This is a genomic window from Acinetobacter lactucae (genome assembly GCF_001605885.1).
In the GTDB taxonomy this organism is placed as follows: domain Bacteria; phylum Pseudomonadota; class Gammaproteobacteria; order Pseudomonadales; family Moraxellaceae; genus Acinetobacter; species Acinetobacter lactucae.
This window is the reverse complement of record NZ_LRPE01000002.1, coordinates 1-14513: the sequence shown is the minus strand read 5'-3', so window position 1 is coordinate 14513 and position 14513 is coordinate 1. Positions and strand designations below refer to the sequence as shown.

General features: G+C 35.3%; 12 protein-coding genes. 5 read left to right on the top strand and 7 right to left on the bottom strand.

From position 1 onward, the window contains the following. Window positions 1-30 precede the first annotated feature (30 nt). Window positions 31-399, bottom strand: coding sequence for a hypothetical protein (locus tag AWW73_RS00600; protein WP_031948407.1), 369 nt, complete (start codon window positions 397-399; stop codon window positions 31-33). Window positions 400-801: 402 nt separating this feature from the next. Here AWW73_RS00600 and AWW73_RS00595 point away from each other — a divergent pair, with 402 nt between their 5' ends. Together AWW73_RS00595 and AWW73_RS00590 are read left to right on the top strand one after the other, a co-directional pair. Continuing rightward, on the top strand, window positions 802-1350 hold the full coding sequence (locus AWW73_RS00595) for an RrF2 family transcriptional regulator (protein ID WP_062848431.1): 549 nt from the start codon (window positions 802-804) through the stop codon (window positions 1348-1350). 158 nt (window positions 1351-1508) lie between these two features. Next, complete coding sequence (locus AWW73_RS00590; RefSeq protein ID WP_062848430.1) at window positions 1509-2714, top strand: NAD(P)/FAD-dependent oxidoreductase; 1206 nt, start codon at window positions 1509-1511, stop codon at window positions 2712-2714. A 93-nt stretch (window positions 2715-2807) separates the two neighbouring features. On the opposite strand, the gene AWW73_RS00585 is transcribed toward AWW73_RS00590, so the two are convergent. Then, on the bottom strand, window positions 2808-3500 hold the full coding sequence (locus AWW73_RS00585; RefSeq protein ID WP_062848429.1) for a type 1 glutamine amidotransferase domain-containing protein: 693 nt from the start codon (window positions 3498-3500) through the stop codon (window positions 2808-2810). A gap of 156 nt (window positions 3501-3656) precedes the next feature. On the opposite strand from AWW73_RS00585, the gene AWW73_RS00580 reads away from it, so the two are divergent. Together AWW73_RS00580 and AWW73_RS00575 are read left to right on the top strand one after the other, a co-directional pair. Continuing rightward, complete coding sequence (locus AWW73_RS00580) at window positions 3657-4073, top strand: MerR family transcriptional regulator (protein WP_062848428.1); 417 nt, start codon at window positions 3657-3659, stop codon at window positions 4071-4073. Between the two features lie 76 nt (window positions 4074-4149). Next, a complete protein-coding gene (locus AWW73_RS00575; RefSeq protein ID WP_062848427.1) occupies window positions 4150-4956 on the top strand; it encodes a type 1 glutamine amidotransferase domain-containing protein in 807 nt (268 codons plus the stop codon). Between the two features lie 62 nt (window positions 4957-5018). On the opposite strand, the gene AWW73_RS00570 is transcribed toward AWW73_RS00575, so the two are convergent. From AWW73_RS00570 to AWW73_RS00560, 3 genes are all read right to left on the bottom strand, one after another. Further along, window positions 5019-6086 (bottom strand): saccharopine dehydrogenase family protein, encoded by a 1068-nt coding sequence (locus tag AWW73_RS00570; protein WP_062848426.1) that lies wholly within the window; start codon window positions 6084-6086, stop codon window positions 5019-5021. Between the two features lie 15 nt (window positions 6087-6101). Further along, window positions 6102-7340, bottom strand: a complete 1239-nt coding sequence (locus tag AWW73_RS00565) for an NADH:flavin oxidoreductase/NADH oxidase family protein (protein ID WP_062848425.1) — start codon at window positions 7338-7340, stop codon at window positions 6102-6104. Between the two features lie 162 nt (window positions 7341-7502). Then, complete coding sequence (locus AWW73_RS00560; RefSeq protein ID WP_062848424.1) at window positions 7503-8333, bottom strand: alpha/beta fold hydrolase; 831 nt, start codon at window positions 8331-8333, stop codon at window positions 7503-7505. A gap of 329 nt (window positions 8334-8662) precedes the next feature. Here AWW73_RS00560 and AWW73_RS00555 point away from each other — a divergent pair, with 329 nt between their 5' ends. Beyond that, entirely contained in the window at window positions 8663-9511 is an 849-nt protein-coding gene (locus AWW73_RS00555) for an acetoacetate decarboxylase family protein (protein WP_062848423.1), read from the top strand. Between the two features lie 110 nt (window positions 9512-9621). Here the strand turns inward: AWW73_RS00555 and gmtX are convergent, their stop codons facing one another. Continuing rightward, on the bottom strand, window positions 9622-10290 hold the full coding sequence (gene gmtX / locus AWW73_RS00550) for a gamma-mobile-trio protein GmtX (protein ID WP_062848422.1): 669 nt from the start codon (window positions 10288-10290) through the stop codon (window positions 9622-9624). Window positions 10291-10292: 2 nt separating this feature from the next. Beyond that, window positions 10293-14186 carry a gamma-mobile-trio integrase GmtZ gene (gene gmtZ, locus AWW73_RS18270; RefSeq protein WP_205630317.1) on the bottom strand — a complete coding sequence of 1298 codons (3894 nt, stop codon included), beginning with the start codon at window positions 14184-14186 and terminating at the stop codon, window positions 10293-10295. Between the last annotated feature and the right edge of the window lie 327 nt (window positions 14187-14513).

Sequence of the window (14513 nt, the reverse complement as noted above, 5' to 3'; positions counted from 1 at the left end):
AGAATGCTTTTACTCTCCACTCTTAAAATTTTAACTTGTCTTATGTGCCTTCCAAGGGAACTTAATTGTGCACAAAACAAAAACCAGAAATAAAAATTGGGAAATATACATATAGTTGAGCAAGTCTCGGCCCACTTTTAATGTAATCCAAGTGTTGTGAATGACATCACTAAATATAATAAGAAAAGTTAGAATTAAGCCAATACGTGGCCTATAAAATAGAAGAATTGCTGCAATTGGATCAATAAACGTTAAAGATGTCCAATAAATACAGGTAAATAGTGGTGCATTGTTATAATCCCAAAACAAACCGTACATTAGAACTGTTTGTAAATGGTTGAACCCTGCACCTATAAGACAAAGCGCATAAATACATCTAATAATAAATTCAGTTTTCAAAACAACTCTCTTATTCATTCATCATGCTATATAAAAAAATATTTTTATTCAGCTAAAGCTATTCAATATTTTAATTGAAACAATCTATATAAATATAATTTAAAAGACTCTATAAATAAATGATAAATGCCTATCCCCTCTTTCATCTATCTTACTTATAAGTTGTGAACTGTCTCATCAAACAACTATTAGATATTTTTACGCTCAAGAGAAATAATTAATTTTTATAAATTCTTAAATTTTTATTTTATTAAAATTTATATTATTCAAATAGATAGACTAATAATTAACACTTTAACAAAGCCCACTTAAAACTAGGACCAACTTTGTCTTAGTTTTATTGTTGACTTAAAACACAGACTACATTAGTCTGTGTTTGTAGTTGATCAATTATGAAATTAAATGGCTTATATCACTAGTAGCGTCGAGTATGCGATTCACTGTCTTCTTTTTCTTGTGAACAATGAAGACAAACCTTTGAGTAGTAAGGATCTTGCCGAATTACAAGGAGTCTCTCCAAGTTTTATGGCTAAGATTTTTCCTAAACTTGAAAAGGCTGGACTTGTTGTAGCACAAGAAGGTGTTCGCGGCGGATATTTACTGGCTCGCTCTGCGCACGAAATTAGTTTTTTAGATATCGTGAATGCAATTGAGGGTGAAAAACCGCTTTTTGAATGCCAAGAAGTCCGTGGAAAATGTGCAGTCTTTAACAATGCCCCACCCGATTGGGCAACCAGTGGTGTGTGCGCAGTGCATGCAGTCATGCTTCAGGCTGAAAAAGCCATGCGAGACGCTTTAAGTGCTCATACACTTGGCGATATTGCAGACCGTTTTGGCCGTTATGCACCCGACGTATTTTTTAGTGATGTAAATGGTTGGATCAGTAAACGCATTGAAGGAAGAACAGCAAAAATGCGAAAAAGTAAAATATCACGGGATACACCCGACTAATAAGCTGATAGGGCTCCGCGCCCTAAAGTAAACTCCCCCTAATCCTTTTAAACGCCTTCTCAGATTTTTTCGGACAATCAGAGAATGGATTCGCTCACCCAAAATTTTGTGATGAGCTGGAATGTGTTGTCCGAAAAATCGATCAAAAGGATAATCAAATGAGTAAGCGTATTATTATTGCAGGTTCTGGCTTTGCTGGTTTATGGGCTGCACTTGCTGCACAACGGGCAATTCACTTAGCATCGCAAGAACAAAACATTGAAGTGGTAATGGTTTCCCCTAGTCCAAATGTGGATATTCGTCCTCGCCTTTATGAAGCTGTACTTGAAAATATGTACCCTGATATTTCAGAAGTATTAAGCGTAGTTGACGTTAAATATGTAGCCGGCTGGGTAAATGAAATTGATGCTGCTGCCCAAAATCTTGTGATTACCACATCTCAAGGCGATAAACAGACTTTAAACTATGACCGTTTTATTCTGGCAACTGGAAGTACGACATTTATGCCACCTATACCGGGGCTTACCGAGTATGGATTTAGCGTAAGTACATTAGAAGATGCTGAAAAATTAGACCAGCACCTTAAGAACTTAGCCAATAAACCTGCAAATGCAGCTCGTAATACTGTAGTTGTTGCTGGTGGCGGCCTGACTGGGCTTGAAACGGTTACCGAAATGCCTGAACGTCTGCGTAGCATTTTAGGTGAAACTGATATTCGTGTGGTTTTAGTCGATTCATCCGCAGAAATTGGTGCAGCCTTGGGTGACGAAGCTGCGGCTGTCATTCGTGAAGCTCTCGAGGAACTTGGTGTTGAAGGTAAAGCTGGGCTACGCGTTACTGCACTTGATGCTTCTGGCGTAACCCTTTCTAACGGCGAAAGAATTGAAGCAGAAACTGTCATTTGGACTGCGGGCATGCGAGCGAACTCGCTTACCTCTCAAATTGCAGGTGTAAAAGATAATTTAGGTCGTATTTTAGGTGATGCTTATTTACATGCACCTGAGGCAAAAAATATTTTTGTGACGGGTGATACGGTAAAAGTTCCAACTGACGATTTAGGTAATTTTAACGTGATGTCATGTCAGCACGCTATGAGCTTAGGCCGTGTAGCTGGTTACAATGCTGCCGCAGAATTGGTTGATTTACCATTACATGCTTATAGCCAACCAAAGTATGTGACTTGTGTCGACTTAGGCCCATGGGGCGCCCTCTATACTGAAGGCTGGGATCGAAAAGTTCAATTTGTGCGTATTGATGCGAAAAAAATTAAACAAGAAATTAATACGGTCTGGATTTATCCACCAGTTGCAGATCGTGAAGCAATTTTTGCAATCGCAAACCCTGATTTTGTAATTGTTCCTTAATATTAGTTTTTCTAGAACAAATTACTTTATTTAGATACCCTAAAAGCAAAGCCGTTGCTGGTTTTGCTTTTAGGTTTATTTTGAGTCATTAAGTTATGACTTTTCTAACTCTTCTATTATCGCTAAAGCCGTTTTTTTAGCAGAAAACGGGTTTTGTCCTGTAATTAAATTGCCGTCTTGAACTACGTGCGGTGCAAATGGAATAAAGGCCTTATCATAATGTGCACCATATTCTTTGGCTAACTCTTCGGCATTATATGGAACTTTTTTTGCGACTCCTGCCAGAACCTCTTCACTCCATGCAAAGCCCGTTAACTTTTTGTCTTTTATCAGTCGTTCGCCATTTGAAAGCCGTACATTGAGCAAGCCGCAATACCCATGACAAACACTCGAAACAATGCCACCCTTTTCATAAATATTTTTGGTGATTTCTTGCAGTTCAGGATTATCTAAAAAATCCCACATAACACCGTGACCGCCTGTGTAATAAATCACATCATAATCTTGCCAATTAATATCGGAAGGTTTAAAAGTATTGGCCAATAAAGTCATAAAAGCTTGATCATCTTCCCTTACTTTTACAGATTTGTCAGAAACCAAAGCTCCTAGTGATTTTGGTTCAATCGGTGTTTTTCCGCCATTGGGACTAACAATATCTTGTACATAACCTTGCTTTTCAAATTCGTCATAGGCATGAGTAAGCTCGCCTAGCCATAGTCCTGTTGGTTCATCGACATCCTTGTAGCGTGAAACATTGGTCACGACATGTAATATACGTTTAGCCATTTCCTCACCTCATTTTTCCATATTTATAATTCTATCTTTCATCTATCAAAACATAGAAAGCTGTTACTGAAAGTGTGCGCTTGGTAAAGTTATGAACCTTGCTTTTACATGACGATAAGTCTAAAGTTAACTTGAAAGTCAATAGAGTATGTGGTTATGAATATTAGCGAGTTATCTAAACTAAGCGGTTTAAGTACCCCTACCATTCGTTACTACGAGCAAATCAAACTCTTGCCTAAAGCCAAAAGAAAATCGAATGGCTACCGTGAATATACCGACAACGATTTAAAGCAACTTTCTTTAATTCAGCAAGCCCAGCAAGTTGGATTTTCTTTAGCAGAAATTAAAGCCTTCTTGCCTTCAAAAGTTGCTACTTGGAACCATGACGCACTCATCCAAACACTTGAATCAAAAATTCAGGAAATTGAACTTTTAGAACAAAAACTAAAAGTGAGTAAGCAAAATTTACGAACCATGGTTGAAGCGATTAATAACAAACCAGATGAAATTACTTGCGAAGAAAATGCAGAACGACTCATAAACCTCTATTACGACAAAGCAAAAACACCGTAATTTCTTAGACGACTATTGACCTTAAAGTACACTTTAAACATACGATGGATCTCAGGTGATAGATGAGGAACCTGTGATGTTTAAAGTTTGGGATTTTCAGCGTTGGTTAACAATTATTTTTGCTATTTTTTTGACTACCAATGTGGCACATGCCGCAGAGTCAGATAAAGCTCAGAGCCCTACTAAAGCAAATGGAAAAATTTTAGTCGTGATGACCAATCACTCGGCTTACCCTTCCCGTTCAGATAAAACAGGACTTTGGCTGACCGAGCTCACTCATTTTTACGATGTCGCTTTGGCTGCTGGCTATGATATGGATTTTGTAAGTCCTTTAGGCGGTCAGGTTCCTCTAGATGAACGTAGTTTAAAGTCTATTTATTTAGACAAATCAGCACGAGATCACTTAGCCGATCCAGCATTTATGCAGCGGTTAAAAACAACATTAGCTCCAAATATGATTAATCCTTCGCAGTACAAAGCCATTTATTATACTGGTGGCCACGGCACCATGTGGGATTTCCCAACCAATAAAGCCTTGCAGAACATCAGTGAACAGATCTATCGCCAAGGTGGGATCGTTTCAGCAGTATGTCACGGCGTGGGTGGTTTATTACCTTTGCAAGATGAAAATGGCAAACCTTTAATTGCAGGTAGAACCGTTACTGGTTTCGCAAATATTGAAGAAACGCTGTCTGGCATTAAGTCTCAAGTTCCGTTTTCACTACAAAATGGACTCATTGAACGTGGAGCAAACTACAAACAAGCATTTGTTCCATTTACGTCGTATGTAGTTTCAGACGACAGAATTATTACGGGACAAAACCCTCAGTCAAGTAAAGAAATTGCTGAGGCAGTTGTTAAACGTTTAAGTACGACTCAATAAATTGATAAAACATTCAAATTGAAAAGCCAATTATAGATTAACTCTCTAATTGGCTTTTTGTTTTAAGTAATGATCAGTGGACCAGAACCCGGCAGTTCGGTCACTAGCTTATAACCCATCAGTTTTGCTGGTGTATAAGTACCACCTTTAACGGTATTTTTGAGTAAATAATTCACCACAGTTAGTGAACCATTTACGGTAAGGCTATACGCATTTTCAGTTTGGATACGGGCAGTCTTTAGTTCTCCACGTGCATTTCTTACTTCCCCCCAAACATAGGTCGGTACTTTCGCACGGAGTTCCTCATTTGGTCCAACGACCGTTTTTTCAATACGCGACTTAATAAACTTCTGTACTGCTTTTAGTTTTAATACTGGGCGTACATAGTTCATCATTTTCGCACCCATGATCATTTTGGGAAATGCGGGTACAAACACTTCAATGTTTGGAATACCTGTTGTATAGAACGCTGTAGATACGTCTCCCCACGGAACGCTCATAGCACTTTTTTTACCATCCCCAAAATCAATAGTCCGGACGTAGTGCGCTAATGGAACTGTAGTAATTTTTCCGTTTTTACGAATTTTTCCACCTTCACCCATACCTTCTATACTTGTTTTGGCCGTACCTGGTGAAAGTCCAGTTCTTGAGTCGAAACCAAGTGCTAAATGGGTCGCATCTGGCAGTGCTTCTTTCAAGGCAGCTGCCACACAGTCTGTCGGAATCACATCGAAACCAACACCCGGACAAAGCACAATATCGGCTTTTTCGGCTTGGCTGTTAAGTGACTGCGCTAATTCAAATACCGCAATTTCACCCGTAATATCGAGATAGTGAGCTCCTGCTTTTATACAAGCTTCCATCATGGGTTTCGAGGTCGCTGAAAATGGTCCTGCACAGTGCATCACCAGTTTAAAGCCTTGGAGTTGCTCACTTACTGCATCTACGCTATCAAGTCCAAAAGCCTTATAGTTGAGCCCCAACTCTTGAGCGAGTGTTTCAACCTTGGCTTTGTTACGACCAGCCAAAGTTGGTTTTAGACCTTGACGCACCGCTTCACGGGCGATTAACTCACCCGTGTAGCCATTTGCTCCATAGATTATCCAGTTTGAATCGTTAGGATTTGTCATAACACTACTCTTTTATTAAGAAGCAAATGAATAAACACGCATACCTTTTTTGTATTGGCGGGTACGGCATGACATCGCTGATTGTTGCAAAATTAAAGCCCAAGCTGGTGAAACATTTGGTTTTGTTTTTTTGCCAGAACTTAAATTACGTAACTGAAATTTGACCACAGCCATATTTGCAAGTGAAGCGAGTGTTTTATTCTTCCAAGTAATTGGTTTTAGCTCTGGTGTGACATTGTGGCCTTGTTTCCAAGCATTTGGCAAATTAGGTTCAATTGCGAGTGCTGTAGCAATACCGACCATATCTACACCACTTTCAACCACTTGCTCTGCTACCTGCTTACGGCGTATGCCACCTGTTACCATAACAGGCATTTTGGAAACTTTTCGGATTTCTTGTGCAAACTCTAAAAAGTAAGCTTCACGGGCAAGTGTTCGACCATCACGCGCTTGACCTTGCATTGCTGGCGCTTCGTAACTACCGCCTGAAAGCTCCACCAAATCGACTGCATGCTCATTTAACATTTTAACCACTTGTTGAGCGTCTTCAGCACTAAACCCGCCACGCTGAAAATCAGCTGAATTTAGTTTTACCGCCACAGTAAATTCAGGTGAAACCACTTTACGAACTGCATCCACAATTTCAATTAAGATACGAGCGCGGTTTTCTAAGGAACCACCCCATTGATCTTGGCGTTTATTACTCAGTGGAGAAAGAAACTGGCTTAATAAATAACCATGCGCTGCATGAATTTCTACACCAGTAAAACCTGCTTTTTCACCTAACCGCGCAGTGTTTGCAAAACGCTGAATCACCTCTGCAATCATAGATTCAGTCATTTCGATTGGCGTATTAAAACGGTCTGACATTTTTCCTAAATCTAAAGCAACAGCTGAAGGCGCCCATGTTTGTTGCCCTAAATTTGACTGCATTTGACGACCAGGATGATTGATTTGAAGCCAAACCTGAGCGCCTTTTGAACGACCAATTTGTGCCCATTTTTTGAAAGTATCTAGATGTTTTTCATCTTCCAGCACGACACCACCCGGTCCAGTCATTGCTCGACGATCTACCATTACATTTCCAGTAATGATTAAACCTACGCCACCATTAGCCCAAGCTTGATATAGACGCATCAACTCTTCTGACGGTGCATGGTTTAAATCAGCCATGTTTTCTTCCATTGCCGCTTTAGCAATACGGTTAGGAACATATGAGCCATTTGGAAATACTAATTTTTCGAACACTTTCATTGGAATGACCTCATTCAATATGGCTTTACTTTAAGATTAAAGCTAACTTTAATGTCAATACCTTTTAGTATTTCTATATTTAATATTTTGAATTTATTAATTTTTATATAAAAAAAAGAGGCACTCATTAGGCCTCTTTTTTTGAAGTTTAAATGCTTTTAATTATTCGCGAATAAAAGCCAATAAGTCAGCATTAATCACTTCATGGTTAACAGTTAACATACCATGTGAAAAACCTGGATAGATTTTGAGTTGGCTGTTTTGAAGTAATTCAGCAGATTTGACGCCGGAAGTTTTATAAGGCACGATCTGATCATCATCACCATGCAATACCAAAACAGGAACCGTGATTTTCTTTAAATCTTCAGTAAAGTCGGTTTGTGAGAATGCCACAATACCATCGTAATGTGCTTTTGCACTACCTGTCATGCCTTGACGCCACCAGTTAGAAATGATGCCTTCAGATGGCTTCGTATCAGGTCGGTTAAAACCGTAAAACGGACCTGATGGAAGGTCACGGAAAAATTGCGCACGGTTTGTGAGAACTTGATTTTGCAGGTCATCAAAAACCTCTTTTGGTAAACCTTCAGGATTATTTTCAGTTTTAACCATAAGCGGTGGTACTGCACTGACAAGTACAGCTTTCGCAACATTTTCTTCACCATGACGCGCAATGTAGTGAGCTACTTCACCACCACCCGTTGAGTGACCAATGTGAATTGCATTTTTAATGTTCAGGTGTTTAACCACTTCTGCAACATCATCCGCATAGTGGTCCATATCATGACCATCCCACACTTGACTTGAACGCCCGTGCCCACGTCTGTCATGAGCAACTACACGAAAGCCTTCTTTAAGGAAAAAAAGCAATTGTGTGTCCCAATCATCTGAACTTAAAGGCCAACCATGATGAAAAAATAAAACTTGGGCATCGCGTGGTCCCCAGTCCTTATAAAAAATTTCTACGCCGTCTTTTGTCGTTACATATCCCATCTTTGTTCTCCTGCTGAAAACTGTTTATAGATTCGTTATAAAAGTTTGAATATTTATACTAAGCTTGAAGTTAACTTTAAGGTCAATCATCTTAAATCATATTTTAAGAATAAAATTTATATGAAGACTCTACTCAACTTTGTATCTTTTTAATCTTGAATTGTTTTTATTTTATTTCTTTTAAATGTCAAAGATTTGACATATCAAAATTAAAGCCTTGACCTTAAAGTTAGCTTTAATCTTATAGTGCCCACATTGGCTATTAATTAACATGTCTGGATATGGATAACAGTAGCTACTCGGTCATTAAATATTAAAGGTGAACTCTCATGAATATAAAACAACAGTTTACTGAGGTTGAGTTTGGGCAACAAAAAGTCAAAGTACCCAAAGATGGTTATTATGACCGTTTTAGAATGAACCCTGATCTCAATGAAGTCGCTCAAGACCCTGCTGCGGGCAACATCAATTTTTTCCGCCATATTCCTAAAAAAATTGTAGAGTCACGTGTAGGTCCTGTCTGGGCACCCAACTTTTATTATCGTAGTGCAAATGTACAGCTTTTAATGCTTGCTCCAATTAAGCTCATTAAAGCAAAACTTCCTGCTGCTTTAACACCATTACAACCATTTCCGGGTTATGGCTTGGTCGCCGTCACGTTCTTTAACTATTCAGTTTGTGATAATGACCCTTATAACGAAGTGTCGATTGCGATTGTTGTACGTCAACCTAATGCTCGTGGGCCACACATTGCAGAGTTGGTGAAATCAATGCGTCAACGTCATTTTTATGCGCATGTTTTAGCTTTACCTGTCGATACAGAAATTGCCAGAGTGCGTGGTGTATATGGTTACCAGCTACCAAAATGGCTGACTAAAATTGACGTCAATATTAATTCAAAAGAGGTTCAAGCTAAAATTTTCGATGTTAATGGAAAATTAGATTTAAGCTTGAAAACCTTAGTACCGACTTTAAAACATGTCGCTTCTGAAACACATATCAACAAAGCTATTATGTTACATGTTGTTGATGGGAAATGGCATCAAACAGAAGTTCAATCCAATATTCTTTCTTTCGCTCAAAAGCTTTTTCCAAAGAATGTTCAACTCGAGAGAAATGAAGGGCCTTTAACTACATTGCTAAATGAGCTAGGTGTCTCAAGAAGATGCTTTATCTAGTATAGATAATATATAAAATAATAATTAAATTATATATTTCAACAATTTAAATAATTATTCATTTTTTAAAATATCTTAAAAAAATATATAAAATTTAACTTTTTATATAATCAGTCGTCTGTAACAAATTTAAGAATTTTTTTTATTACATCTATATAGCCAGCTTTATAAATTTGGTCTCCATGCTCATCGAGGACTGATCCATCATTCATAATCTCCCAAAATTTTCTTACAAGATTATACTGGAACTCAATAGAATCCTTTAAGACATTGATTTCCATTAGATCTAATTTAAAACTATTCTCCTCCGGTGAGGAAATTGGAATGTTACTCCATAGATCTTTTGATGTTATAGTTACATTAGCTTTTATAATCTTTTCCTGAGTCTTTACAACTTTTCTTAACTTATTCCTTTCAGCAATAATTGTATAAATATAATTTCTTGCAGCTATATTTTCGATATTTTTATTAATTATATCTATTTCTTTATCAGCAAATTTATTCAAATCTGAAATAGGATCCATACTTACTTTCAATTCAGCTTTATTCTTCCAAAATTCAATTAAATGACGATAATGCTCGCCACTTTTGTTTCTAATAGAAATCTCCGAAACTCCTCCTGAAGCTTTGGAAAGACGACCAATATGAGCAATTGAAAAATTTCTATTACCTTCTAAAAAAAGTGTTTCTAAGAGTTCATTTAATTTTTTCAAAGACTGCACCACTCTAGATGACTTACCATTTTGAAGCTCTTCAATTTTCTTTTTAATATCATTCATAATCAATCCTCTTCCCTATCATTAATATCTGTTAGCTTTAGAAATCTATTTTCATTTTTATCCAAAAAATCATTTAATATACCTTTAAAAGAATTTGAGTTTTCTTGCTCTAAACGTTCTACTAATAATCTAAAGGAATCAAATCTGTTTAATTTATTCATATGTTTAGACATTTCTCTAATCATTGAGTTTATAACTTTAAATTGTTCTTCTTCAGATAGAAAAAGGTAATGTGGTTGATATCCCTTTTTTAACATCATCTTACTAATTATTCTTGTTCTACGTTCAATGGCTGGTGTTTTATTTAATTTATTGTATAAGTCTGGGTATATTTCAGCATCATCACACAGAATGCATAGATGGAGTAACTCAGATTTAGTTTCTAGAAATGCAAACTCAACATCTTCCCTATTACCTACAGCAATAACTTTTTGATTCTCATCATTAGTCTCTCTATTACTTTCTTGAGCATTTATCCTTTCAATAATATTTAGTGTAGCAATAATATCTTTGCAATATTCATCAGCCTCTGATAATTCTAATTTATATTCTTTAAGTAAGCGTTCTAACTCTTTATCCTCATTGAATAACTTTTTCTCTTGTAAGCAATTCTGCTTTTTCTTTTCTAATTCGATCACAGCCTCATTCGCTTTTCTAGCAGCAACTGCAGAGAGATTTGCTTTATAGCTAAGAATGTTAAAATGTGCGATTAATTGGGGAATATAATTTGCATGAGTGATAAACCAACGGCATCTTACACAATTTCCAGCCCCATGTGGAACTGGTTCAAATTCACTTAAACGTTGATTCTTATCCTCTATCTCAGAAGGTCTACCACCATTCCAGCAACCAGCATTTCTAGTATTATCATAACTATCCCGTATATCAAGAGTATTTCCAGCAGCTAAACAAATTCCGTGGTGTTTTTGTTCCCAACCTAGGATATTTCTACCTTGCAAAATAGCAGCTATCGATACTTTATCTTGAAATACCATTTTTTTATTAATTTCATTAATATCATGGTCCTTCAAAAATAATCTCAAATCTTCTTCTTTATTTTTTTCCATTTTATCTTGTGCATTAGAAATAATAGTTTGCATATGATTTGGACTAATTTTTGCATAATACAAAGTCATTAAAAGACTTGAATGGCCAGCAAGAAGTTTCGACAAAATAGGCAATGGAACTTTTCCATCTTGCAAATAGCTTGTAATAAAAGATACTCGTAAACTATGTAGTGGAAATAAAGGTAAATATCTCTTCCTTTTGGAATTAGGCGAAATTTCTACAAATTTAATTCTTGAACTATCTGAAAATGTTTGTCCTTCATTAGCAATATCTTCTTCAAAATCTATTAATAATTTTAGCCATAAACTATTTAACGTTCTGTCAAGTACAGGTTTTAATCGATCGGCTTTATTCTTAGCTGCAGCATGCCGTAAAAGAAAACATATACTACCCATGTTTTTTAAAGTTTCCTCAGCAATAATTTGCCCAAAATGAGAAGTATCTAATTCAGTACAAGGAATAGGATGAGGTGATGGATTATATTTTTCTTGCCAGTTACGAAGCTTTTCAAGCCAATATAAAACTATTTTGTTTTCCCAAGGAATTATATATCCTTTTTCAGACTGCATTTTATTTATATCAGCTGTTTTATTGGTATTAATATAAAAACCAGTATAAATTTCATTATTATTATATTCAGTTATTTTTTTAAAAACTCCCCGTGATAGGTTAGGCCTAGCATATTGATTTGGATTTTTTATCCACTTGCCTTTTTCATATCTTTCATAGTCAGCCTCACCACTATCAAGCATTCTTGCCTGAAAAGTCCTTAAAGGTAAATGTAACTTTAAAAGTACTCCAATAGCAGCAGCTGGTGACCATAGTTGATACTTTTCAGTATTTTTAAATGGATATTTGCCTTTAACAGTCAACTTTCGCCAAACACAATCAGTATCATCAAAATCTATTAATTCTTTAGGAACATCATACCAACCACCGCCTATTTTTGAGTTTGTTGAAGAATATGCCCAACTCCAATCTCTAAAACTACCGAAATCATGAGGACAGATCTTTTTTATCAATGCACGAACATAGTTATACGGTAAAGGGCTATGTACACTTTCATTCCATATTTTTGGTGTTTTTGCTTTATCAAAAGGATTTATATATTTTGGGACAATAAAACCATGGTTATTTTCTACTGAAAAATGATTAAAAAGGATCCAATCAATAAACTTAACCACATGATTTATAATATTATTTATATTATTCTCTATACTAATATTTGTATAGTTTTTAATTGCAATAAATAAATCTTCATTTTTAGGAAAAATTTCTAAACTACCAGAAAGTAATTTTTCTACTGAGTAAGCACCAGGATGGATTTGAATAAGAAAACTCTCAATAAAAATCGCAATTGATCTCATTCTTTGAGATAAACTTCCGGTATGAGTAGATATCCAGCCTGCTGCTAATGCTCTCCACTCTTCCCATTCATTACCATATAAATTTACAACCCATTTAAATTCAATATCTGTAGTTCTACCATCGTATGGACGTAATATACCAAAAGGGTTTGAAATTCTATTTATTAAATTTATATAATTTTTTTTAATAATCCAATTAAAAAACCTCAAACAATCTGCATTAATTGATTGAGTAGTATTACTTTCATGCACAGCATCCAATATTTTAGTAAATAAATCTTTATCAATTAATACTCCTTCCTTTGAAAGGATAACGTTATCAATTAAATAACTTTTTTCAAAGGAAACCAAATAATACTCAAAAAAACGGCTTAAACTAGTTATATAACGCCCTTGATTTGCCTGATTTGATAGGACCCACTCATTTGCTAAATTGGCCCAATCAGTCCACTTTTCACCATACTCATCTATTAGCCATTGGAATTTATTCTTTTCCCTACATAAAACTCTATAAACTCCACCAAATGGTGGAAATATACTTTCATAACGTAATTCAGAATAATAACGATTAAAAACCCAAAATGTGAATTTTTTAATATTATGAAAATAAGTTTTAAGGGTTTGAATTGTACAACTTTTTAGAACATCAGTAAGATCTTCTTTAGTTACTGTCCATTTATCTATTCCTCGAAAGAAATTTATAACATTACTTTTACAAGGTCTATTTAATAAATAATTTTCAAAAAAAATAACAATAGAGGTTCGTTCTGATCTTCGCTTATGATTTGATAGCCATTCCTCCGCATAGTTACACCAAATCTTCCATTCAATGCCATGGGTATGAACAAACCATTTTCTTAAATTACCTGTTCTCGAAGTAACAGCTAATGGATTCATATAATTGGTATTCTTTTCTTTTTTAACTAGATAATCAAAAAATTTACTAGGCCACTTAACGTAAAACCTAATTGATGACTTGGTATAACCTAAATTATTTAGATAATTGTAATATTTTTCACGATTAATTTTACCTATATTAATATTTATATCTAATATATCTGAAATACAGCCATTATTTTTTTCAATATTTTTTAAATAATTAAAAAATACTTTCATCGGTGACACTATTTTTCGATGGCTAACCTTTGGATCATCTATCATCCATTTTTTTATTAATATTCCCCACTCACTCCACATTGGACCTAATGTAGAAATTAGCAAATAAATTGGCTCATTATCCTTAAAAATATTTTTACTTATAGGATTTAATATTTTACTCGATAAAACATTATCAGCGACCCAGTCCAAGAATGTTACTAATGTAGTAAAATATGATCTTTTATGCTTAAGTGAACCTGGACTAACATTACCTAACTTTTGTATAAGATCTTTCTCATTCATCGACCAATTTTGAGTACCTTTAAACAACATTTCAACATCACCATAAGTTGGTGTTTTCACTAAATAATTAATAAAAAATGTTTTTAACACACGTTTTTTATGTGATAAGTTCTCTTTAGAGATTTCTAACCATCTCTCAGCTAAAAGTACCCAACCTAACCATTCTCTTCCATAATCTATTAAAACCCAATTAAAATTTAATGATTCAATTTCAATTCTTTTAAGTTTTAAGCTATTAATATTCCTTCCTAAAATCCAGTTAATAAAATTGCATAAATGATTTGTATTATAATTAAATCTCTCACTCCATCTAAGTTGTATAATTCCTAATAGATCAGAATATTTAAAAAAATTATTTTGAATATCATGAATTAACAGGTTTACATT